This is a genomic window from Nocardia sp. NPDC003482 (assembly GCF_053588115.1).
This window is the reverse complement of sequence record NZ_JBSFPI010000005.1, coordinates 161,660-183,633: the sequence shown is the minus strand read 5'-3', so window position 1 is coordinate 183,633 and position 21,974 is coordinate 161,660. Positions and strand designations below refer to the sequence as shown.

At 70.5% G+C, this 21,974-nt stretch carries 23 protein-coding genes; 9 read left to right on the top strand and 14 right to left on the bottom strand.

The window, feature by feature from the left end; genetic code table 11:
* Genes ACWDSJ_RS09970 through ACWDSJ_RS09955 form a run of 4 tightly spaced genes read right to left on the bottom strand, consistent with a single transcriptional unit; the run spans nt 1 to nt 5,012 of the window.
* Nucleotides 1-957, bottom strand: coding sequence for an ABC transporter permease (locus ACWDSJ_RS09970; protein WP_450030739.1), 957 nt, complete (start codon nt 955-957; stop codon nt 1-3).
* Nucleotides 954-2,621, bottom strand: coding sequence for an ABC transporter substrate-binding protein (locus tag ACWDSJ_RS09965; protein ID WP_450030737.1), 1,668 nt, complete (start codon nt 2,619-2,621; stop codon nt 954-956). The genes ACWDSJ_RS09970 and ACWDSJ_RS09965 overlap by 4 nt, the downstream gene beginning before the upstream one ends.
* A 43-nt stretch (nt 2,622-2,664) precedes the next feature.
* Nucleotides 2,665-3,828: an acyl-CoA dehydrogenase family protein gene (locus ACWDSJ_RS09960; RefSeq protein WP_450030735.1), complete on the bottom strand. Its 1,164-nt coding sequence runs from the start codon at nt 3,826-3,828 to the stop codon at nt 2,665-2,667.
* Nucleotides 3,825-5,012 carry an LLM class flavin-dependent oxidoreductase gene (locus ACWDSJ_RS09955; protein WP_450030733.1) on the bottom strand — a complete coding sequence of 396 codons (1,188 nt, stop codon included), beginning with the start codon at nt 5,010-5,012 and terminating at the stop codon, nt 3,825-3,827. Before ACWDSJ_RS09955 ends, ACWDSJ_RS09960 begins: the two co-directional genes overlap by 4 nt.
* Before the next feature lie 192 nt (nt 5,013-5,204).
* Between ACWDSJ_RS09955 and ACWDSJ_RS09950 the strand changes: the two genes are divergently transcribed.
* Nucleotides 5,205-6,083: a LysR family transcriptional regulator gene (locus ACWDSJ_RS09950; RefSeq protein WP_450030731.1), complete on the top strand. Its 879-nt coding sequence runs from the start codon at nt 5,205-5,207 to the stop codon at nt 6,081-6,083.
* A gap of 302 nt (nt 6,084-6,385) precedes the next feature.
* Here the strand turns inward: ACWDSJ_RS09950 and ACWDSJ_RS09945 are convergent, their stop codons facing one another.
* Nucleotides 6,386-7,744 (bottom strand): FAD-binding oxidoreductase, encoded by a 1,359-nt coding sequence (locus tag ACWDSJ_RS09945; protein ID WP_450030730.1) that lies wholly within the window; start codon nt 7,742-7,744, stop codon nt 6,386-6,388.
* 115 nt (nt 7,745-7,859) lie between these two features.
* Here ACWDSJ_RS09945 and ACWDSJ_RS09940 point away from each other — a divergent pair, with 115 nt between their 5' ends.
* The 5 genes from ACWDSJ_RS09940 to ACWDSJ_RS09920 are packed head-to-tail and all read left to right on the top strand — an operon-like array spanning nt 7,860 to nt 12,156.
* On the top strand, nt 7,860-8,738 hold the full coding sequence (locus ACWDSJ_RS09940) for a sulfurtransferase (RefSeq protein WP_450030728.1): 879 nt from the start codon (nt 7,860-7,862) through the stop codon (nt 8,736-8,738).
* Nucleotides 8,735-9,802 carry an LLM class flavin-dependent oxidoreductase gene (locus ACWDSJ_RS09935; RefSeq protein ID WP_450030726.1) on the top strand — a complete coding sequence of 356 codons (1,068 nt, stop codon included), beginning with the start codon at nt 8,735-8,737 and terminating at the stop codon, nt 9,800-9,802. The genes ACWDSJ_RS09940 and ACWDSJ_RS09935 overlap by 4 nt, the downstream gene beginning before the upstream one ends.
* A complete protein-coding gene (locus ACWDSJ_RS09930) occupies nt 9,799-10,230 on the top strand; it encodes a hypothetical protein (protein WP_450030724.1) in 432 nt (143 codons plus the stop codon). Before ACWDSJ_RS09935 ends, ACWDSJ_RS09930 begins: the two co-directional genes overlap by 4 nt.
* Before the next feature lie 13 nt (nt 10,231-10,243).
* Complete coding sequence (locus ACWDSJ_RS09925; RefSeq protein ID WP_450030722.1) at nt 10,244-11,833, top strand: FAD-dependent oxidoreductase; 1,590 nt, start codon at nt 10,244-10,246, stop codon at nt 11,831-11,833.
* On the top strand, nt 11,830-12,156 hold the full coding sequence (locus ACWDSJ_RS09920) for a 4Fe-4S dicluster domain-containing protein (RefSeq protein WP_387364947.1): 327 nt from the start codon (nt 11,830-11,832) through the stop codon (nt 12,154-12,156). The genes ACWDSJ_RS09925 and ACWDSJ_RS09920 overlap by 4 nt, the downstream gene beginning before the upstream one ends.
* 212 nt (nt 12,157-12,368) lie before the next feature.
* Here the strand turns inward: ACWDSJ_RS09920 and mscL are convergent, their stop codons facing one another.
* Complete coding sequence (mscL, locus tag ACWDSJ_RS09915) at nt 12,369-12,776, bottom strand: large conductance mechanosensitive channel protein MscL (RefSeq protein WP_450030720.1); 408 nt, start codon at nt 12,774-12,776, stop codon at nt 12,369-12,371.
* Nucleotides 12,777-13,138: 362 nt separating this feature from the next.
* Here mscL and ACWDSJ_RS09910 point away from each other — a divergent pair, with 362 nt between their 5' ends.
* Nucleotides 13,139-13,333 (top strand): hypothetical protein, encoded by a 195-nt coding sequence (locus tag ACWDSJ_RS09910; RefSeq protein ID WP_387364953.1) that lies wholly within the window; start codon nt 13,139-13,141, stop codon nt 13,331-13,333.
* Between the two features lie 10 nt (nt 13,334-13,343).
* Here ACWDSJ_RS09910 and ACWDSJ_RS09905 read toward each other — a convergent pair whose 3' ends face one another.
* From ACWDSJ_RS09905 to ACWDSJ_RS09890, 4 genes are all read right to left on the bottom strand, one after another.
* Complete coding sequence (locus ACWDSJ_RS09905; RefSeq protein ID WP_450030717.1) at nt 13,344-14,684, bottom strand: lipase family protein; 1,341 nt, start codon at nt 14,682-14,684, stop codon at nt 13,344-13,346.
* Nucleotides 14,685-14,713: 29 nt separating this feature from the next.
* Nucleotides 14,714-16,051: a lipase family protein gene (locus tag ACWDSJ_RS09900; protein WP_450030716.1), complete on the bottom strand. Its 1,338-nt coding sequence runs from the start codon at nt 16,049-16,051 to the stop codon at nt 14,714-14,716.
* A gap of 143 nt (nt 16,052-16,194) precedes the next feature.
* Nucleotides 16,195-16,581 (bottom strand): DUF6114 domain-containing protein, encoded by a 387-nt coding sequence (locus tag ACWDSJ_RS09895; RefSeq protein ID WP_450030714.1) that lies wholly within the window; start codon nt 16,579-16,581, stop codon nt 16,195-16,197.
* The gene (locus ACWDSJ_RS09890) at nt 16,572-17,099 is read right to left on the bottom strand and encodes a hypothetical protein (protein WP_450030712.1); all 528 of its coding nucleotides are present in this window, start codon (nt 17,097-17,099) and stop codon (nt 16,572-16,574) included. Before ACWDSJ_RS09890 ends, ACWDSJ_RS09895 begins: the two co-directional genes overlap by 10 nt.
* Before the next feature lie 307 nt (nt 17,100-17,406).
* On the opposite strand from ACWDSJ_RS09890, the gene ACWDSJ_RS09885 reads away from it, so the two are divergent.
* Both ACWDSJ_RS09885 and ACWDSJ_RS09880 read left to right on the top strand, forming a co-directional pair.
* Nucleotides 17,407-17,805, top strand: coding sequence for a hypothetical protein (locus ACWDSJ_RS09885; RefSeq protein WP_450030710.1), 399 nt, complete (start codon nt 17,407-17,409; stop codon nt 17,803-17,805).
* Between the two features lie 19 nt (nt 17,806-17,824).
* Entirely contained in the window at nt 17,825-19,078 is a 1,254-nt protein-coding gene (locus tag ACWDSJ_RS09880; RefSeq protein WP_450030708.1) for an amidohydrolase family protein, read from the top strand.
* 1 nt (nt 19,079) lies between these two features.
* Here the strand turns inward: ACWDSJ_RS09880 and ACWDSJ_RS09875 are convergent, their stop codons facing one another.
* The 4 genes from ACWDSJ_RS09875 to ACWDSJ_RS09860 all read right to left on the bottom strand — a co-directional run bounded on the left by ACWDSJ_RS09875 (nt 19,080) and on the right by ACWDSJ_RS09860 (nt 21,974).
* Nucleotides 19,080-19,841 carry a lysophospholipid acyltransferase family protein gene (locus tag ACWDSJ_RS09875; protein ID WP_450030706.1) on the bottom strand — a complete coding sequence of 254 codons (762 nt, stop codon included), beginning with the start codon at nt 19,839-19,841 and terminating at the stop codon, nt 19,080-19,082.
* 76 nt (nt 19,842-19,917) lie between these two features.
* A complete protein-coding gene (locus ACWDSJ_RS09870) occupies nt 19,918-20,121 on the bottom strand; it encodes a cold-shock protein (RefSeq protein WP_450030704.1) in 204 nt (67 codons plus the stop codon).
* Between the two features lie 73 nt (nt 20,122-20,194).
* The gene (locus tag ACWDSJ_RS09865; protein WP_450030703.1) at nt 20,195-21,286 is read right to left on the bottom strand and encodes a sensor histidine kinase; all 1,092 of its coding nucleotides are present in this window, start codon (nt 21,284-21,286) and stop codon (nt 20,195-20,197) included.
* The gene (locus ACWDSJ_RS09860; RefSeq protein ID WP_450030701.1) at nt 21,279-21,974 is read right to left on the bottom strand and encodes a response regulator transcription factor; all 696 of its coding nucleotides are present in this window, start codon (nt 21,972-21,974) and stop codon (nt 21,279-21,281) included. The genes ACWDSJ_RS09865 and ACWDSJ_RS09860 overlap by 8 nt, the downstream gene beginning before the upstream one ends.

Genomic DNA, 21,974 nt, shown 5'->3' with positions numbered 1-21,974 from the left:
TCAGTCCCCCTTCGCCGACGCGGTGTGGGTGATGCGCGGATCCAGCAGCGGATACAGCAGATCGATGACGAGATTGACCAGCACGAATCCGGCGGCGGCGAGGACCACGATCCCCTGCACCACCGGAACGTCCTTGGCCAGCACCGATTCCTGCGCCAACCGGCCGATCCCGTTGCGGTTGAACACCGTCTCCACCACGATCGCGCTGGTGACGGTGACCCCGACGAGCAGCCCGACGATGGTGAGCGCGGGCAGCGCGGCATTGCGGAACGCGTGCCGCAGCTGCACCTGCCCGCGGGAGAGCCCCTTGGCGCGGGCGGTCACGATGTACTGCTCCCCCAGCGTCTGCGCGAAACTGCGCCCGAGCACCTGGGCGAGCTGCGCGGCGGCGGGCAACGCCATCGTGATCACCGGCAGCACCAGGAACCGCCAGCCGCCCGCGCCCGCCGACGGCAGCCAACCCAGCTCGAACGAGAAGTACTGGATCAACGCCAGTCCCACCAGGAAGCTCGGCACCGCGACCCCGAGCGCGGGCAGCCGGTCCAGCAGCAACCGCAGCGGCCGCACCCGGACGTAGGCCGCGAGATACGCCAGCCCCGTGCCCAGCACCACGGCCAGCAGTCCGGCGAGCGCGGACAGGGTGAGCGTGCCGCCGATCCGGTCCCCGATCAGCCGCGCGACCGGAACGTGCTTGGCGATGGAGGTGCCGAAGTCGCCGTGCAGCGCCCCGGTCAACGACGTCCAGTACTGGTCGAGTACGGGCCGGTCCAGCCCGTACTGCGCCTTGGCCGCCGCGAGCTGTTGCGGTGTGAGGGAATCGGTTTCGATGCCCGCCGCGCCGAGCTGGATGGCGACCGGATCGCTGGGCAGCAGGTACAGCACCACGAAGGTGACGGTGAACGCCGCCCACAGCACCACCACCGCCTGCGCGATCCGGCCCGCGACATAGCCGATCACGGCTGGATCCAGACGCCGTGCAGATCGAGGAAGCTCTCGGAGGTGAACCGGAAACCGTTGACCTGGTTGCGGATTCCCGCGTACTGCACCCGCTCGAACAGCGGGAAGGTGACGCCCTCGTCGATCAGCGTGTTCTGCAGGCGGGCGTAGGCGTCCTGGCGTTGCGCCGGATCGGTGGCCCGCACCGCGCGGGTGAACAGCTCCGCCACCCGCGCCGCGGTCTCCGGCTGTTGCGCGTTGCGGGCCAGCGCCTTGGAGTTGGCGAGCGACTCCACCAGAATGTATTGCAGCGCACCGGGATCGGCGCGGGTGAAGTAGGTGCCGACGAGATCGTACTGGCCGTTGGCGATGACGCCCGCGCGCTCGGCCTGGGTGACGACCTTCAACCGCACCTCGACCCCGGCCTTGCGCCACTGATCCTGGAACAGTTCCGCGCCGACGCTGCTGGGCTCGACGATCAGGGTCAGCGTCAGCCGTTTGCCGTCCTTGGACCGATACTGCTCGCCCGGCGCGAGCCGCCAGCCCGCCGCGTCCAGGATGCGCCCGGCCTCGGCCGGATCGTGGTTCAGCTTCGCCCGCTGCGACGCGTAGTACGGGGTGGTGCTGTCGAACGCGCCGCCGACGGTGGGATAGTCCGAGCCGAAAACCGTTGCGCCGAGCGAATTCACGTCCAGCGCGTGATACAGCGCTTGCCGCACCTGCCCGTCGGCGAGCGGTCTGCCGTCGGCGACGTTCGGGTAGAGGGTGTAGGAGACGCCGGGCAGCGACCGCGACCGCAGGTACGCGCCGGAGCGGGCGATCAGCGCGCGGTCCTCGACGGTGAACGGGTTACGCGGCCAGGCGATATCGATCTGCCCGCTGACCAGGTTGCCGGTCCGCACACTGTCCTCGGCGATATAGCTGACCTGGATCTTGTCCAGGTAGGCGTCGCCGGTGTTCTTGTCCAGCGGCGACGGCCAGCGGTAGCCGGGGCGGCGGCTGAGCGTCACGCCCTGGCCCGGGGTGTAGTTGTCGAGGGTGAACGGGCCCGCCCCGGCGAGGCCGCCGAGGCAGCGCTGCTGCGGGGTGCGTTGCAGCGAGGCGGGTGAGAGCAGCGCCAGATTGGTGGTCGAGGTGGCTTGCAGGAACGACGAATTCGGTTGCGCGAAGCGGAATCTCACCGTCCTCGCGTCGACGACGTCGGCGCCTTGCAGGCCCTGGATGTAGCTGGCGCCGTACGCGGTGCCGCCCGAGGCGCTCGCCAGATCCAGGAACGCGTCGAAGTTCGCCTTGACCGCGGCGGCGTCCAGCGGCGCGCCGTCGGCGAAGGTGACACCGTCGCGCAGGGTGAAGGTGTAGTCGCGGCCGTCGGGCCCGACCTGCCAGCCCGACGCCAGCCACGGCACGATCTCGCCGGTGTCCGGGTTCTGATCGGTGAGCGAGGCGGCGAAGTTGCGGATCAGCGTGCGGTGTTCGATCCAGTAGGTCTGGAACGGGTCGATGCAGGCGAAGGCCGCGTTGTCGGGGAAGAACGCCAGCCGCAGCGTGCCGCCGGGGACCGGATCCTTACCCTCCCCGGTGGGGCCGCTGGCCTGATCGGATCCGCCGCAGGCCGCGGCCAGCAGGGTGAGCGCGGCGGCGAGGGCGGTGGCGGCGCGCCGCCGGAAACGGGTGGTGCTCGGCATGTTCGGGGTGATTCCTCTGTGGTGATGCGATGGGAGAGCCGGGTTATCCGAGGACCGCGCGGCCCGCGGCCAGCAGGGCGGAGTCCTCCTGCGGGGGATGCACCCGCACGCACAGCACGTCGCGCAGGTGTCGCTCCAGCGGGTGGTGCCGGGTCAGGGCGGCGTTGCCGAGGGCGGCCACGGCGGTCTCGACGGCGGCGATCACCGAGCGCGCGATGAGCGTCTTCACCAGCGAGAGTCGTTGCGCCCCGATGTCTTCGCCCGATTCCAGCCGGAGCAGCGTGCCGTGCAGGAGGGTTTCGGCCTGCACGATCTGCGCGTCGATCTCCCCGGCCACCGACCGGATGCGGTCGGTCTCGGCGATCGGGCGGCCCAGGGCGCTCGGCACGCGGGTGCGGGCGAATTCGGTGAACGCGCGCCGGGCCGCCCGCGCCACGCCGACATAGAGGGCGACGTGCCCGAACGACGTCGGTCCGCTGGCGGCGGCCGGATCGCGGTAGACACCGTCCTGGAACGGGATCTCCAGGAAATTCTCGTGCGGCACAACGACATTCGAGTACGTGACATCGTGGGTGTTGGAGGCGCGCAGGCCGAGATGGTCCCAGGTGTCGTGCCAGGTGATGCCGTCGGCGTCGGCGGGCACGATGAGATGCCCGACCCGCGCGGGGGTCTCGTCGGTGATCGTCCACACCAGATGGAAGGCCAGCGCCGCGCCGCCGGTGGCGAAGCTCTTGCGGCCGTCGAGCACGAATCCGGTGGCGGTGCGGCGGGCCACGGTGGCGGGCAGGCCGCCGCGGGCGGGCGCGCCCAGTTCCGGTTCGGCGCGAACGACATTGAGCAGCGTCGGCCGTTCCGCCGAGCGGCGCAGCACCTCGGCGTACAGGTCCGCGGGCCAGTGCCCGGCGGCGGTCTGGGCCTGATGCGAGGCCAGGGTGTTGGCGGCGAGCAGCGCCACCGACGGATCGCCCTCGCCGAGCGCGGACAGGATCCGCGCCACCGCGCGGTGCGGCAGTTCGGGTCCGCCGTGGCGGGCGGCCACGGTCGCGGTGAGGTAGCCGCCGCGGTGCGCGGCCCACAGCCCGGCCTCCGGAATCGCCCCGCTGCGATCGTATTCCGCGGCGGTGGCGGCCACCTCGGCGGTGAGCCGGGTGAGGGCGTCGTCGGACAGGTCGGGGACGGTCGGCGGCCGCCCGGTCGTGGCGGTCACGCGCGGCCCGCCGCGACCAGGGCGCCGGGATGGTCGGCCTGGAGCGTGCCGCGGCGGCCGGTGGCCTTGCGGTGGGCCAGCTCCTGGCGCACCAGCGGCAGCACGTACCGGCCGTAGTCGACGACGTCGTTGAGGGTGTCGTAGCCGCGGATCGAGACCAGGCTCGCGCCGAGGTCGATGTAGTCGACGATGGCGGCGGCCACCGTCTCGGGGCTGCCGACCAGTGCGGTCGACGCGCCCTGGGCGTTGGTGGCGGCGGCGGTGCGGGTCCACAGGGCGCGGTCGTAAACCTCGCGGCGGCGGGCGAATTCCAGTGCGCGCTGGGAGCCGACGTTCTGGGGGGCGTTCTTGTCGCGGCGGCGGTGCGCGCCGGATTCGAAGGTGCGCGCGATCCGCTCGACGTAGTCGCGGGCCTTCGCCCACGCCAGCTCGTCGGTGCGATCGATGATGGGGCGGAAGGTGACCCAGATGCGCGGCCGGTCCGCGCGCCCGGCCGCCGCCGCGATACCGTGCACGCGGTCGATCTGAGATCTGATGTCCGCCAACGGTTCTCCCCAGAACGAGAAGATGTCGGCCCGCGCGCCGCCGATCTCGAAGGCCGCGTCGGACTGGCCGCCGATGGAGATGGGGATGGGTCCGGCGTGCGGCGGGAAGCCGGGTCCGAAATCGTCGAAGCGGTAATGGGTTCCGGCGTGCGAGAACGGCGCGGTCTCGGTCCACGAGCGGCGCAGGATGTCGATGAATTCGCTGGTGCGCGAATATCTTTCGGCCTTGGTGAGGTAGTCGCCCTGGCGGGCCTGTTCGGCGTCGCTGCCGCCGGAGATCAGATGCACCACCGCGCGGCCCTCGGTCAGCTGGTCCAGGGTGGCCAGTTGCTGGGCGGCGACGGTCGGGAACACCGTGTTCGGCCGGACGGCGACGATCGGCTTGAGCCGGTCGCTGAGCTGGCCGACGGCCGTGGCGAGCACGAACGAGTCGGGGGTGTTGGAGCCGTACGGGAGCAGCGTCAGATCGTAGCCGCCGTCCTCGAGGGCCCGCACGTAGCGGCGCAGGAACGGCAGATCGATGCCGCGGCTGGGGATCGGCTCGAGTTCGGTGGACGCGTTGGTGTGGGTGAGGCTGATGAACTCGACGTCCGCGGCGGCGGTCGTGGGCACCGTATCCGGTTCGGAATCGACGGTCATGGGTTTCCTCTCGGGCGGTGGGTCGCGGTTGGGTCGAATGGTAGGAAGACCACCGCACCGAAACCAGAGTTCGATTCAGCGTTTTCGATTCGTATCGCCGATAGCAACCGATCGCCGAATTGATCTGCACGCATTGCGATCTGGCAGATTCAAAGGGTATTTCGCGCGCGGGAAACATTGTTGACTCGCGTCATGGCGGATCCGCTGGACCTGACGCATCTCCGCACGCTGGTGGCGATCGCCGACACCGGCGGATTCCGGCGCGCCGCCGACGCGTTGCACGTGAGCCAGCCGACCATCAGTCAGCACATCCGATTGCTCGAACGGCGGCTGAAACTGCCGCTGGTGGAAAAGGACGGGCGGAGTTCGCGTTTCACCGCCGATGGGGAACGGCTGGTGGTCGAGGCCCGGAAATTGCTCGCCGCGCACGATGAAATGCTCGCGCGATTCGCGCCGTCGGGGCCGCGGCGGATCACCGTGGGTTCCACCGAGCACGCGGCCGACGGGCTGCTGCCGGAACTGCTCGGCGTGCTGCGCGCGGCGTATCCGGACGCGTATCTGCATTTCCGGATCGACCGTTCCACCACATTGTCCGAGGCCGTCGGAAAGGGCGCCCTCGATCTCGCGGTCGTGCTGGGCGGCAACGGCGATCCCACGGGCGCGGAGGTCGGCGAACTCGACCTGCGCTGGGTGGCCGGGCCCGGCTGGCACCTCCCGCCGGTCCCCGGCCCCATCTCCCTGGTGGCCTTCGAGGAGCCCTGCGGCCTGCGCCGCCGCGCCGTCCACCGCCTCACCGACCTCGGCTACGAGGTCGCCGTGACCGCCGAATCGGGCAACCTCGACGGCGTCCTCGCCGCCGCCAAGGCGGGCCTGGGCATCGCCCTGCTCCCCTTCCACACCGACATCCCCACGGGCATAACCGAAGTCCGCCCCCTCCCCACCATGGGCGCGATCGACGTCCGCCTCATAGCCCGCCGCGGCCTCACCCCCGCCATCGAATCCACCGCCGTCACCACCATCACGGCCTACTACCGCACCGTCACGGGCCGCCGGTTGCGCGGCGTGGCTTAGCCCCACGGCCCCTACGGCATCACCCACGGCCCAGCGTCCCGGAAACCCACGACGGGGCCTGGCGCTCGCCCTCGAGGCCCAGCATCACGCAACACTCACGGCGCGGCGGTAGCCTCCGTGGCCCGGCGTGGCGCAACATGCGCGGCGTAGCGCCCACCGCCCCGCGCGGCATCGGGGCCACCGCTCTGCGCGGCACAGTGGCCCACCGCTCTGCGCGGCACAGTGGCCCACCGCTCTGCGCGGCACAGTGGCCCACCGCTCTGCGCGACATAGCGGCCCAGGACCCTGCGCGTCGTAACCGCCTACGGCCCCAAGGCTTTTCCAGGGTTGAACAATCCGGTGGGGTCCAGGGCGCGGCGGAGGGACAGTTGGATGTCGAGGGTGTCCTCGCCGAGTTCGCGGGAGAGCCAGGCGCGCTTGAGGATTCCGATGCCGTGTTCGCCGGTTATGGTGCCGCCGAGGGCGAGGGCGGTGGCGAAGATCTCGTCGGCGGCGGTGGTGGCTCGGGTGTAGGCGGCGGGGTCGTCGGGGGGGACGACGATGATGGGGTGGAGGTTGCCGTCGCCCGCGTGGCCGAACGTGTGGATGCGGGTGGTGTGGCGGGTGGCGATCTCGGTGATGCGGCGGACGGCCTCGGCGATGCGGGAGCGCGGGACCGCGATGTCCTCGATGAGGGCGCGGCCGTGTCGTTCCAGTGCGGGCAGGGCGGCGCGGCGCACGGCCAGCAGGGCGTCGGCGGCGGCCGGATCGGTGCCGACCTCGAGCCGGGAGGTCCAGTGCCGGAACGTGTCCGCGACCACCTCGGCCTCCGCGCGGGCGCCGTAACCGTCGGTCTGCGCGACGACGAACGCGCCCGCCGCGCTCGCGGGCAGGCCGAGCAGATCCCGCGCCTCCCGCAGCGACGACTCGTCCAGGAGTTCCAGCATGGCCGGACGCACCCGCGCGGCCAGCACCCCCGCGGCCGCGGCGGCGGCCTGTTCGACATCGTCGAACCAGGCGGCCACGGTGACGGTATCGATCGGGATCGGCTGCAAACGGACGGTCGCCGCCACGATCACCCCGAGCGTGCCCTCGGACCCGGTGAACAGCCGCGTGATATCCAGTCCCGCAACGCCTTTCACGGTCCGGCGACCGGTGTGCACCAGCCGCCCGTCCGCGAGCACCACACTCAAACCGAGCACCGCGTCCCCGGTCACCCCGTATTTCACGCACCGCAGCCCGCCCGCGTTGGTCGCGATATTGCCGCCGATGGTGGAGATGGCGACGCTGGCCGGATCGGGGGTGTAACGCAGGCCGTGCCGGGCGGCCTCGGCGTCGAGGACCGCGCCGCTGACCCCGGCCTCCACCACGGCCAGTTCGTCGGCGGGCGAGATCTCCAGAATCCGTTGCAGCCCGGACACATCCAGCACCAGCGTGCCCGCCCCCGCCGCGGCGCCCCCGGCGAGACCGCTGCCCGCGCCCCGCACCACCACCGACCAGCCCGCCCGCGCCGCCACCCGCACCGCGCGCCGCACATCCTCGACATCGGCCGCGCGCACCAGCGCCTCCGGCGCGCCGACGGGCACGTACCCGGACCGGTCGATCCGCGCCGCCGCCGGAATGTCGCGGCCGAGCAGCACGGTCCCGGTGAACGCGCCGATCTCGGCCACCGACAGGGTCATCGGCCCATGGTCGCCCGAACCGGGCCGCCAGACCTGCATTGCGATCTCGGCGATTGCAACGATCCATTCCGGGCGGCGGATGTAGTTGCGTTCTTGCGGAGGAGAGGAGTCGCGAATGGCGTTCCGAGCAGACGCGTTCCGCGCGGACACCCTGATCACCGCCGAGGAGCTGGCCGCGCGGATCGCCGCCGCCGAACCGGTGACGATCGTGGACGTCCGCTGGCGGCTCGACCGGCCCGACGGCCACGCCGACTACGCGGACGGGCACATCCCGGGCGCGGTCTACGCCGATCTGGACGGCGAGCTGTCCGACCACACGCGCGACGGCGAGGGCCGTCATCCGCTGCCGACCGGATCGGCGGTGCGGGCCGCCGCGCGCCGCTGGGGCGCGCGGACGGGCGTGCCGATCGTGGTGTACGACAACTGGAATCGCGCGGGTTCGGCCCGCGCCTGGTGGGTGCTGCGCGCCGCCGGAATCCGGAATGTGCGCATCCTCGACGGCGGCCTGACCGCCTGGACCGCCGCCGGATACGACCTGGCCACCGGCACGGAGACACCCGAACCCGGCGATATCGAGGTCACCGCCGAGGACCTGCGCCACGGCGAACTGCCCACCCTGACCGCCGCCGAGGCGGCCGCGGTCCCCGAGCGCGGCGTCCTCGTCGACGCCCGCGCGCCGGAACGGTTCCGCGGCGAGGTCGAACCGGTCGACCCCGTCGCCGGGCACATTCCCGGCGCGCGCAACGTCCCCAGCGGCGCGGTGCTCGACGACCACGGATTCTTCCGTCCCGCAACGGAATTGGAGGCGGTCTTCGCGCACGCCGGTATCCGCGACGCGCCGACCGTCGGCGTCTACTGCGGGTCCGGTGTCACCGCCGCCATCGATATCGCCGCGCTCACCGTGCTCGGCGTCGAGGCGGTCCTGTATCCGGGGTCGTGGTCGCAGTGGAGTTCGGATCCCGCCCGGCCGGTGGCGACGGGAGACGAGCGATGAGCGCCGAATTCCTCTGGTACATCCCGAATCAGGCCACCCCCGGTCATCGCGGCGACACCGTCACCGCCGATCACAACAGCCTCGACACGCTCACCGCGCAGGCGCGGGCGCTCGAGGAGTACGGCTGGAAGGGGGCGCTGCTCGGCACCGGGTGGGGCCGCCCGGACACCTTCACCGTGGCGACGGCGCTGGCCGCGCGCACCACCACGTTCGAACCGTTGATCGCCATCCGCCCCGGCTACTGGCAGCCCGCCCAATTCGCCTCGGCGGCGGCCACTCTCGACCATCTCTCCGGCGGACGGGTGCGGATCAATATCGTCTCCGGCAAGGACGATCTCGCCGCCTACGGCGCGGCCGAGGAGGACCAGGCCGACCGCTACGGGCGCACCGAGGAATTCCTACGGCTGGTGCGCAGGCTGTGGACCGAGCGGCACGTCACCCACCACGGAAACCATTACCGGATCGAGGATTCCACCGTGGTTCCCCGCGTCGCCGCCCGTCCGGGCCGTCCGCATCCCACGCTCTACTTCGGTGGGGCCTCCGCCGCCGCCGAACGGGTCGCGGCCGCGGTGGCGGATGTGCAGTTGTTCTGGGGTGAACCGCTCGCCGATGTCGCGGAGCGCATCGCTCGGCTGCGCGGACTGAGCGACCGGGTCGGGCGTGAGCTGCCCCCGCTGGAGTTCGGGTTGCGGGTCACCACGGTCGTGCGCGACACCGCCGACGAGGCGTGGGCGGTCGCCCGCGCCAAGGTCGCCGAGATGGCGAAAACCGCTGTGCGGCCGAGCGATCCGCATCATCGCGGCGCGGTCGGGCAACAGCGGCTCGAGGCGTTGAGCGAGCGCGGCGAGGTGCTCGACGACAATCTGTACACCGCGCCGGGCCGATTCGGCGGGGGCGGGGCGGGGACGACGTGGCTGGTCGGGTCCGCCGAGGAGGTCGCGGCGTCGCTGCGCAAGTACGAGGATCTCGGGATCACGCATTTCGTGCTGTCCGATACGCCGTATCTGGAGGAGCTGCGGCGGCAGGGCGAGCGACTGCTGCCCTTGTTCGGGGTGGCGGTATGAGGCTCGTCGTTGCCGGTATCGTCTGCGGCGCAATGCTTTTCGGGATGCCGATGGCCCATGCCGAACCGTTGACGCCCGATTACGCGCAGGCGCCGAACGGGTCCGGCGCTGCCGCGGCGGTGACGCCCGCGTGGTCGCCGATCCAGCTCCCGCCCACCGCGGACGAGACGCTGGACGGGACGACGACGATCGTCGCTCATCCGTATCTGTCGCCATGGGTGCACGATCTCGTTCCGCTGCCCGCTGGCACGGGCGTGGAAGTCCTCGGCGCGGCGCGGGTCTCGGTGCCGCTCGGGGCCGGTCGGGCATTGGTCGTGAACCCCAACGGCCACTGCGTCTTCGGCGCGCCCGCCACGCAAGCCCTGCCGCCGTTGCGGGTGGACACCGGCGCGTTCGAACTCGTCATCGAGCCGAGTATCCGGCACTGACCCAGGAGTGGATATGACCGAAACACGACAGCTGGGCACGGATGTGCTCGTCGTCGGCGGCGGACCGGCCGCCTGCTGGGCGGCGCTGCACGCGCGCGAGGCCGGAGCCGATGTGGTGCTCGTGGACAAGGGGTACTGCGGGACCAGCGGCGCGACCGCCCCGGCGGGCACCGGGGTCTGGTACGTCGCGCCCGATCCGGCGGCGCGGGCCGCGGCCAAGGCGAGTCGCGAGGCGCTGGGCGGATACCTGGCCGACCATCACTGGATGGATCGGGTGCTCGAGCAGACCTACACGAATATGGATCGGCTCGCGGTGGAGGGGCGCTATCCCTTCCCGATCGATCCCGCCACGGGACGTCCGTTGCGGACCGGGGTGCAGGGGCCGGAGTACATGCGGCGAATGCGGGCGTGGATCAAGCGGCTCGGGGTGCGGATCATCGATCACGCGCCGGTGCTGGAACTGCTGGTCGACGCCGACGGGGTGGTGCGCGGCGCGGTCGGGCACGAGGTGCGGTCCGGGGCGGACCTTCGGATCGCGGCGGGCGCGGTGGTGCTGGCGACGGGTGGGTGCGCGTTCCTGGCCGGCGCGCTCGGCACGAATGTCGACACCGGGGACGGCGCGCTGATGGCGGCCGAGGTCGGGGCGCGGTTCTCCGGGATGGAGTTCTCCAATGCCTACGGCATCGCGGCGAAGGGGTCGACCATCACCAAGACGGCCTACTACGCGTATGCGACGTTCTTCCACGAGGACGGGCGGGTGCTCGAGGGTGCGGGGTCGGCGACGGGGCGGTCGGTGATCGCGCGAACGTTGTTGCGGGAGAAGGTTTTCGCGCAGCTCGATCGCGCCGACGCCGGGGTGCGGGAGCAGATGCGGCTCGGGCAGCCGAACTTCTTCCTCCAGTTCGATCGGCGGGGGATCGATCCGTTCACCCAGCGGTTCGAGGTGGATCTGCTCGCGGAGGGGACGGTGCGCGGGACGGGCGGGATCGATGTGGTCGGGGATGATTGCGCCACAACGGTTCCCGGGCTGTACGCGGCGGGGGACGCCGCTACCCGGGAGCGGATCTGCGGGGGGTTCACCGGAGGCGGCAGCCACAATGCGGCGTGGGCCATGTCGTCGGGCTCCTGGGCGGGTCGGGGCGCGGCCGCGTTCGCGCGGCGGTCGCCGCGGCCGGGCGTGGACGGGTTGCGCGGGGCGGGGCGGACCGGGTTGCGTCCCACCGGGTCCGCGCGGGTGACGGCCGAGGAGGTGCTGAGATCCGCTCGCGCGCAACTGCTTCCGATCGAGGTCAATTATCTGCGTGACGGCGACGGTTTGGGCGCGGCGCTCGGGGAACTTGACGGCGTGTGGTCCGAGGCCGCCCGTGGGCTGCGCGCCTCCGGACCCGAGCGGGTGCGCGCCCGGCAGGCCGCCGCCATCACCGCGGTGGGGCGGCTCATGTATCGATCGGCCCTGTCGCGCACCGAGTCCCGGGGGATGAGCAAGCGCGCCGACCACCCCGAGCTCGATCCCGCGCAGCACCATCACATCGTCGGCGGCGGCCGCGACGAGATCTGGCTCGGCACGGCTCCCGTCCGCACCCCGGCGGCGGTGGCGTCGTGATCGAACTCGTCCTCGCCGACGCGTGCATCGCCTGCGACAAATGCGTCGAGGTCTGCCCCACCGACGTCTTCGACCGCGGCCCCGACGGAATCCCCGTCCTGGCCCGCCGCTCCGACTGCCAAACCTGCTTCATGTGCGAGGCCTACTGCCCCACCGACGCCCTCTACGTCGACCCCCAATCCACCCCCCGCGACACCACCCCACCCCCCGACCACATCGGCCACTACCGCCGCGCCCTCGGCTGGGGCCACGGCCGCCGCCCCGGCAGCCAACTCGCCATCGGCCCCACCCTCCCCACCACACCCCCACCCCGCCTCCCCTGACACACCCCCAGGCCCACCAACCCAGCCGCACCCCTTGTTGGAATCCGCACCCCCTTTAGGGCCCTGCAAAGGGTGCGGATCCGAATAAAGGGTGCGACCTGGGTTGCCGGGCAGCTCTAGCCGCACCCTTTGTTGGGATCCGCACCCTTTGTGGGGCCATGCAACGGGTGCGGATTCGAATAAGGGGTGCGGCTGGGTTGCCTCGCCTCGGGTCAGGAGCGGACGAGTTCGGAGGTGCAGAAGGCGCAGCGGCGGGCGTCGGCGGGGATGGAGCTTAGGCATTCGGGGCAGTCGCGTTTGGGGGTGGTGGGGTCGGTTTGGGGTTTGAAGCGGGCAGTCAGGGCGTTGACGGGGACTACGACGAAGTAGTAGACGGCCAGGGCGACGAGGACGAAGGTGACCACGGCGGTGAAGAAGACGCCGACGGGGAACTCCACCTTGCCGATTCGGAAGCCCTGGCCGCTGAAGTCGCCGGACGCGCCGACGGCGAGGCCGACGAGCGGGGTCAGGAACGCGCGGACGAAACCCTCGACGACGGCGGTGAACGCCGCGCCCACCACGATTCCGACGGCCAGGTCGACGACATTGCCGCGCAACAGGAATGTACGGAAGCCTTTCACATTTCTCTCCTTCGGCGGCGGCGCGGATCCGCCGATCCGCCCCTACCGGAACATCTCTCCGAGACATTCCCCGCCGAGCGCCGCACAACCCTCGCGCGGTACGGTCGCGACACCGGAATCCGCCTGCGGGCGTGCGCGTCCTCTGCGTGGACCGACGTGACGGGCGATGCGCACACGGCGGGGAAGGCTTCGAAATGAAAGACTCGCTTTACCTACGGCACTCCGATTTCATTGCCGCTCACTAACTTTCAGTACAAACCAGAAGGTACTGTACTTTCATTTGCATACGCAGATGCGATTGCACGAAGACGGTCTCGGGCGTAGCGTGGGCATTCCGTACTCGACGAGGACTCGATGCACCGATGGAGCTTGTCAGCATCGCCGTCACCACGGCCGTCGCGGTGGCCTGTACGGCTGTGGGTAAAGCGGTGGTATGCATTTACGCATTGAAGGGCACGCCCGCGCGGGATCGGCCGGAAATCATTCGGGCCCTCGCTCGATTGTTCGGACGGCAGGAGCCGCCCGGCGAACCACGGGAGCCGGACGGCGATCCTTGACCGGATAACGCTATCGGAGCACCGGGCATTCGTCCGGAGCCGGTTCCCCGCGCAGGCGGGCGTCGATCCAATCGACCGCTCCCGCATTGCCGTTGAGCATGGCGGTGACATGTTCGCCGGGGACGGTACGGAATTGCGCGGGCACGCCGAGGGCGCACTGGCGGCCGTAGAGGTCGCGCGGGCCCTGGATCGGAATCCAGAAGTCGTCGGCGCCGTGATAGATGTACAACGGGGTGGCCGCGCGACGATCGGTGAGATCCATCAATCGCACGATCCGGTCGGCGATATCGCTTTCCAAGGGGTGATCCACGGTGGCGGCGACATCGATGGGGATGCCGACCGCGCCGAGCGGCCCGTCGGCGTCGCCGCAGATGTCGCGCAGCGGTGAGGTGGCGGCCCACTGGGCCAGATTGTTCATGTAGCGCAACATCTCCGGATGTTCCCGCGACAGCGCCAGCGAGACCGACAGCAGGATGCCCGAGGCGCTGCGGCCGTTGAACACGTGCGCGACCGCGGCGTAATCGGTGACCAGACCGCCGATGGCCGCGCCCACCAGGACGCCGTCCAACTCGGGCGCGTATTCGGGCAGCAGCATGGTTGTCGCGTAGGCCGCGATCGAGCCGCCCGAGTAGCCGGTGGCCGCGAATCGACTGTCCCCGAACTCGTCCGGGAACACCGCGCGGACCGCGCGGATCGAGTCGAGGGTCGTCCGCCCGGCGACGAGGGGTTCGGCGTAGGCCATCCACGGGCCCTCGTGATCGGGCAGCAGCGCCGCGTGCCCCTTGTTCAGCGTCGCCGCGACGCCGGGCAGGAACACATTGATGTCGTGATTGGTGCGGACCTCGTGCGCGATCGTGTACCCGGGGGTGCAGTGCCGCCCGAGCGCGTTGATCGGCAGCGTGTCCACCTCCACCGGACGCGCGCCGGGACCGGTCCACGCGACGGCGGGAACGAGCAGCGTCGCCGTCCCGAACGACGGCGCGCCCGCAGCGGAGGTGGACCGGAACTTCAGCAACACCGCCCGCGCGAGGGGCGCGCCGATCAACGCGGCCGCGGTGGCCGTCACGTCCCGGGACTCGATCAGCTCGCCCGGACGCCGCGCGGCGAGGCCGTCGGGCCACGCGTCGAACGCCGAATCGCCTGTCGGCGAGGGCAATACGGCCCGCCACAGCGCCGAACCCGCGCCGTCCTCCGGCTCGCCCGGGGCCTCGGGCACCGGCGGCGCGGGCAGCGTGTCATCGATCCAGGTCTGCAACGGCGACGGCGCGGGGTCGTCGGCGCGGGCGGCGGGCACGGTCGCGAGAACACACCCCGCGACCACCGCGGCCGCGAGGGCAAGCAACGATTTCAAGACTCTTCTCCCGAGTGGAAGGGGCCGAATCAGCGTGGGGCGGGCGGACATTCGTTCGGCGGCGCCTCGTCGCGCAGCCGTCCGTCCAGCCACGCGTCCAGGCCCGGATAACCGGTGACGTAGCCGATCAGATGTTCGCCGGGCACGATCCGGAAGATCCCCGGCACACCCTTCCCGCACTGCTGGGCGTACATGCGCTGGGCGTCCTCGAGCGGGATCCAGGGATCGTGCAGACCGTGGTAGATGTACAGCGGCACAGCCGATTTCCGGGTGGTGAGGTCGAGCAGCCGGTACATCGTCTCCGCGATCGGGCTGTCCAGCGGATGGTCGATTCTCGCCGCGGCCTCCATCGGCAGCCCCACCGCGCCGAGCGGGCCGTCCGCGTCGCCGCAGATGTCGCGGAGCCCGGAGGTCGCCAGCCACTGCGCGACATGATTGGTGTAGGGCAGCATTTCCGGATGTTCGCGCGCGATCGCGAGCGTCACCGACAGCATGATGCCCGAGGCGATATTGCCGTTGAACCGGTGCGCCACATCGCGATAGTCGGTGACCAGTCCGCCCGCCGCCGCCCCGCTCAGCACGCCCGCCAGCTCCGGGGCGTACTCGTCGAGCAGCATCGCCGCGGCGTAGGAGGCGATCGCGCCGCCGGAGTAGCCGATGGCCACGAAGCGGCTGTCGGTGAACTCGCCGGACGGTTGATTCCGCACGGCGCGAACGGAATCCAGCATCACATGCCCGGCGATGTTCGGTTCCGCGTAGGCCATGAGCGGACCCTCGTGGTCGGGTACGAGGACCGCGTGCCCCTTGCCGAGCGCCGACCAGATCGACGGCATGAACACGGCCAGCTGGGTGTTGGGCTGATCCAGGATGCCGTGCGAGAACTGGTATCCCGGCGTGCAGTGCAGCCCGAGGGAGTTGATCGGCAGCGCGTTGACCTCCACCGGCCGCGCGCCCGGCCCGCTCCACTCCCCCGCCGGGACGATCAGCGTCGCGGTGCCGAAGGTCGGTGTGCCCTCCGCCGAGGTGGAACGGAACTTCACCAGCGTCGCGCTGCGGAGCGGGGTCGGCATGATCGCGGCGGTCGTCGCGGTCACGTCGCGGACCTCGATGATCTGCCCGGGTCGTAAGGCGTCCAGGTCGGTGGGCCGGGCGTCGAAGATCGGATCCCCGGTCGGCGTGGACAGCACCTGCTGCCACAGCGGCGCGGTCAGCGTCGGCGCCGGAACCGTGTCGTCGATCCACTGCTGGAAGGGCGCGGGCGCACCGTTCGAATCCGCCGGTTCGGCCCCGGCGGGCGGCCCGGTCACCAACGAACAGCCGAGCAGTCCGGTAACAGCAACCGCGAGAAGCGCTTTCACAAACCTCATCCCCAATTCGTTCCTGGATTCGAATATCTCACCACGGGAACGGGTTTCCGGGCGAACCGGCCGGAGCCGAACACGAAGAGCCCCAGTTCGATCTTGTGACAGTTACCAGCGAGCGATTGGAAGTGAGGAAGAGAGAACAACAATCAAGTCTTTTCATCTGGTTGCGCCTCGGGATCCCGCGGCGGCAGCCAGGCGAAGGTGAGGCTGCCGCCGAGCAGGGCCGCGAGCGTGCCGATCAGCAGGCCGCCGAGATTGGAGTAGGCGAACGCGGCCAACGCCAGCAGCACGGTCGCGATCCCGAGCAGGCCGTGCCGGTCGGGCCGGAACCAGATCGCGGGGCCGAGCAGCGAAAGCAGCCCGCCGAGCAGGAGATTGGCGACCCCGCCGGTGCCGGGCAGCCGGGGTTCGGCCGCGACGAGGGTGGTGGGCAGGGCGAGCACGACCAGACCGCCGCACGAGGTCAGCACGCCGCCGAGGAACGGCCGTTCCCGCCGCCAGCGCGCGAAGTCGCCGCGCCGCATCAGAAGCATTCCGTCACATCGTGTCCCATGTCCATATCGACCCCCGACTGGTCCACGCCCCGCAGCGACACCCATCGAATGGTGGCGTGGATCCGCACCTTCAGATCGTGGACCTCGATCGGCAACCGGCCCGGCCGTTGGTCGAGCACCACGATGCCGTCGGGGGTGGTCGACAGTCCGTCTATCGCGAAGCTTCCGCTCAGCATCCGCACATCGGCGAAGGCGTCCATCGCCAGCGAGACCTCGGCGATCGCGAGCACATGGCCCGGCCTGCTCGTGATGCGCAGCACCTGCGTGCCGAATACGCTGTCGACCGCCCCGGACACGCAGACCTCCTCGGCGCGGGTGTCGTGCAGGTCCACCGCCAGCACGATCTGCCGGTCGCCCGCCCGGGTCTGGGTGAGTTGCGGGAAGACGCCGCCCGCGGAGGTCGTCAATTGCCGGATCGAAACCTCCACGGTGACGTCTCCGACGAGTTCCGCCGAGACCGGAACGATTCCGAGCAACATGCCCGCGATCATCATCACCAGGGCGAGCAGACCCGAGAGGAATGCGGCGGCGAAACGGCCCTTGTGAATTCGCGAACCCCTATTCCACCGACGTGCGCGCGATACCGCTCCGGACCATCGTGACATCGGATCCTCTTTCGATCGAAAGAACATCGTGCCGCGCCGAGCGACGGGCGCGACGGCGGTTACAGAATATCCGAACCCTCTTCTCCCGGACGCCGATCCGTGCGATGATGGATATCTCATCCTCCCGTACGAGGACGACTTCTCGATTGCTGTACGCGCGTGCGACTGTTCGAGCGAATACGAGCTTGACGAGGTTGGCATGGAGTTGCCGGACGAGGAAGAATTGGTCATCGGGGACGATCCCGCGACCACTGCGAGCGGATCACCCCGCGATGTGGCGTTGTTACAGGATATAGCGGCAAGGATGCTGCTCGAGCGCGATCACATGCTCGGTTTCCCGGTGAATTTGGATTTCGATTATCGCGACTTCGCGCTATTTCTCGGAATTCACGCGAACAATGCGGGCAGCCCCTATGACGAAGGGCTGTATCACCTGCATACGAAACCCTTCGAGCGCGCGGTGGTGACATTCTTCGCGCGGCTGGCCGGGTTCCCGGAGGCGTTCGAATCCGGCGCCGACAGCGTGGCGATCAGCGGACACAAGATGATCGGCGGCGGCGAGCACATCGACCGACTGTGCGCGGATCTGCGCACCTGACGATGCGAGGGGGACGAGGATGTCGCACACCGTCACGGTGATCGCCGACAGGTGCTGGGACCCGAAGGCTTCCGCGCCGAGCGGTCCCACCGCGGTGACGGTGACCGACGGCACCATCACCGCCGTCGGCCCGCCGCGGGCCCGTGCCGACCGCGCCCGGACGATCCACCTGGGCGACCGGATGCTGCTGCCCGGTCTCATCGACTGCCACGTCCATCTCGTCGACGAGAATCTGGACCTGGAACCCGTTGCCTACCAAGCCCTCAGCGCCGCGCCCCACCTGCGCACCCTGCTGGCCCACGGCTTCACCACCGTACGCGATCTGGGCTGTTCCCGCGACGCGGTGAACGTCGCCCTGCGCGACGCCGTCGCCTCCGGCGCGCTGGCGGGGCCGCGAATGCTGGTGGCCCCCAACATCTTGTCGCCGCCCGGCGGCCACGGCGACAAGAAGCCCGCCCTGGCCCAGCGCTACGGGGTGGATGTCGGGGTCCTCGCCGCCGATGCGGACGAGCTGCGCCGCCAGGTCCGCGAACAGGCCCGGCTGGGCGCGGACTGGATCAAGTTCGCCGCGAGCGGCGGGTTCAGCTCGACCACCGACCGCGCCGACCAGACCTGGTACACCCTCGAGGAGATGACCACCCTCGTCCGCACCGCCACCGACCTCGGATTGCCCTGCGCGGCACACGCTTTCAACGACGAATCGGTGCGGCGCGCGCTGCGGGCCGGGGTACGCAGCATCGAACACGCCGGGCTGGTGTCCGCCGAGGTGCTCGCCGAGATCGTCGAGCGCGGCGCGTATCTCGTCCCGACGCTGTACGCCGAGCACTACTTCTTCGACCGACTGGACGACGACGATTTCTGGGTCGATCGCCCGCCCGGTCTGCGCGATCACCTGCGCGCCCACGCCCCCCGCGCGCACGCCGCCGCCCACCGCCTCGCCGACAGCGAGGTGCGCCTCGTGTTCGGCACCGACGCGGGCATGTTCCCCTACGCCGACACCTGGCGCGAATTCCTCATCATGAACGACCTCGGCATCTCCCCCCTGCGCGCGCTCCGAGCCGCCACAACGGTCGCCGCCGACCTGCTCGCCCGCCCCGACCTGGGCCGCATCACCCCCGGCGCCACCGCGGATCTCATTGCCGTGGACGGTGATCCGTTCCACGACATCGAGGCGATGGGGCGGGTGACGTTCGTCATGCGGGACGGCGTGATCCACCACGCCCCCGACCTCGCGGCACGGACACCGCTGTCGGCTCGAGTGGTGTTCCGATGACTCAGTACGCCGCCACGGCCCCGTCGACCGCCGCCTGGAGTTCCTCGCGGACGACCCGGGTGATCTCGGCGGGCTTGGTCGGGAGGTCGGGGACCGGGACGCCGAAATAGAAACTGGCGGAACGGACTTCGGCCTTGGTGGGTTCGGCGGTGGGGTCGGGGCGGGGGCCGTAGCTCAGGCCGAGGCTGACCAGGGCGGGGGTGGCGCCGAGTTTCTTGGCGCGGAAGGCGATGTGGCCGATGCCGGTTCCGAGGGGTTGGAGCCGGGTGGGGTCGACGGTGTTGCAGGTGCCTTCGGGGAAGACGGCGACGCCGTCGCCGCGGGACATGCGCTCGGCGCAGATGTCGATCATGCGCTGGCCCGCGGCGTTGACGGCGCGCACGCCGTGGTCCTTGCCGCGGAAGACGGGGATGCCGCCCATCATCTCGATGCGGGAGCGCAGGTCGGGGTCGGTGAACAGTTCGTCCTTGGCGAGGACGCGGGTGCGGCCGATGACCGGGCGCAGGCTGCTGCGCCACGCGGTGGCGGCGACGGTGTAGGGGTCGAGCTGGGAGAGGTGGTTGATGGCGATGAGCAGGGGACGGCCCTGGGCGATGAGTTCGCGCAGGCGCTTTCGCGCGCCGGGGGCGAAGGTCACCCGGGGACGGTAGCGGCGGCCGAGCAGCCAGTACGCCGCCCACGCCTGCGCGCGATTCTGCTGGTGATCACGGTAGAAGTCGTAGACAGCGTCGCTGTTCTCGAGCAGCACCTCGGGACGTCGCATGGGCGTCACTGTAGTTCGGCGCCCGGACAGCGGAAAACCCGCACTCTTCGTGCGGGTTTCCGGGGGTGTCGGCTACCTAGATGGCGCGGACGTTCTGGGCCTGCGGACCCTTCTGGCCCTGGCCGATCTCGAACTCGACCCGCTGGCCCTCGTCGAGGGACTTGTAGCCGGAGCCGGAAATCTCGGAGTAATGGACGAAGACGTCGGGACCACCCGCGTCCTGGGCGATGAATCCGAAGCCCTTTTCGCCGTTAAACCACTTCACACTGCCTTGTGACATGTACTTTCTGTAACTTCCTGTAGTGAGCCGGGCGATCACTTACAACAACCCGTGCCCCCTCCACCATGCCACATCAGCCCTCGGGCAGTCGAACCGTGACCTCGAGTCCACCCCCGGGACGGGCCGCGAGGTCGAGTGTTCCGCGGTGTGCCCGCACGATGCTGTGCACGATGGCCAGACCGAGTCCGGCCCCGGCGTGTTCGTCGGCGCGGACGCGGTCCGTGCCGCGGCGGAACGGTTCCACGAGGGTGGGCAGCAGCTCCGGCGGGAGCGGTTCGCCGGTGTTCTCGACGCGGAGAATGCTTGCGCCGCAACAGGTTTCGGTGTGCACCGTGACAGCGCCTCCGGCGGGGAGATTGTGCACGACGGCGTTCTGCACGAGGTTGGTCGTCATGCGCAGCAGCAGGGCCGCCGAACCGACGGTCCGGGTCGGCGCGCCGGTGACGTCGAGGGTGACGCCGCGCTGTTCGGCGAGGGGCAGCAGGGTTTCGGCGGCCTCCTCCGCGATCAGGGACAGGTCGACGGGTTCGCGCGGGAAGTCCGCGCGGTCGCCGCGACCGAGCAGGAGCAGGGCCTCGGTGAGGTCGATGGCGCGGCGGTTGACGACGCGCAGGCGTTCGACGAGTTCGCCGCGGTCGTGGGCGGGGTCGTCGCGGGCGACGTCGAGCAGCGCCTGGGTGATCGCGAGCGGGGTGCGCAGTTCGTGGGAGGCGTTGGCGGCGAAGCGGCGCTGTTCGGCGACATGGGATTCGAGTTGTTCGAGCATGGTGTCGAACACGTCGGCCAGTTCCCGGAATTCGTCGCGCGGGCCGGGCAACCGGATGCGATGCGACAGCGAACCGTTCGCGGCCAGCCGCGCGGCGTCGCCGATTCGGTTGAGCGGGGCCAGCATTCGGCCCGCGAGCAGCCAGCCGCCCACGAGCCCGAGCACCAGCAGGAAGGCCATGGCGGCGGCCGCGGCCGGGGCGAAGGTGTGCACCAGCAGGTAGCGGTTGGGCGAGATGCCGAGCAGGCCCTGCTCGTTGTCGGGGACGTAGCGCAGCAGATACAGCCACACCACGGCCAGCAGGAGAGCGCCCGCCAGCAGAATGACCGCGGCGTAGCTGAGGGTCAGCTTCAGGCGGGCGCTCAGCCCCGGGCGCCGGGACCCGGCCCCCTCACTCATCCGGCCGCGCGGACACGCGGGGGGCGCCCTCGGTGTCGATCCGGTAGCCGACCCCGGGCACGGTGGCGATCAGCCACGGTTCGCCGAGGCGTTTGCGCAGGGCGGAGACGGTGATGCGGACCGCGTTGGTGAACGGGTCGGCGTTCTCGTCCCACGCGCGGGCCAGCAGGTCCTCGGCGCTGACCACCCCGCCCTCGGCGGCCACCAGGACCTCCAGCACGGCGAACTGTTTGCGGGTCAGCGCGACATAGCGCCCGTCGCGGAAGACCTCGCGGCGGAACGGATCCAGCCGTAGCCCCGCCAGCTCGCGGACCGGTGGCCGGGCGTGTGCGCGGCGGCGGTCGAGGGCGCGCAGCCGCAGCACGAGTTCGCGGAGATCGAACGGTTTGGTGAGGTAGTCGTCGGCGCCGAGTTCGAAGCCGGACGCCTTGTCGTCGATGCGGTCGGCGGCGGTGAGCATGAGGATCGGAATTCCGCTGCCGGAGGCCACGATTCGGCGCGCGATCTCGTCGCCGGAGGGGCCGGGGATGTCGCGGTCGAGCACGGCGAGGTCGTAGGCGTTGACGGCGAGCAGTTCCAGGGCGGTGTCGCCGTCGCCCGCGATATCGGCGGCGATCGCCGCGAGCCGCAACCCGTCGCGCACGGCCTCGGCCAGGTACGGCTCGTCCTCCACGATCAGAACGCGCAT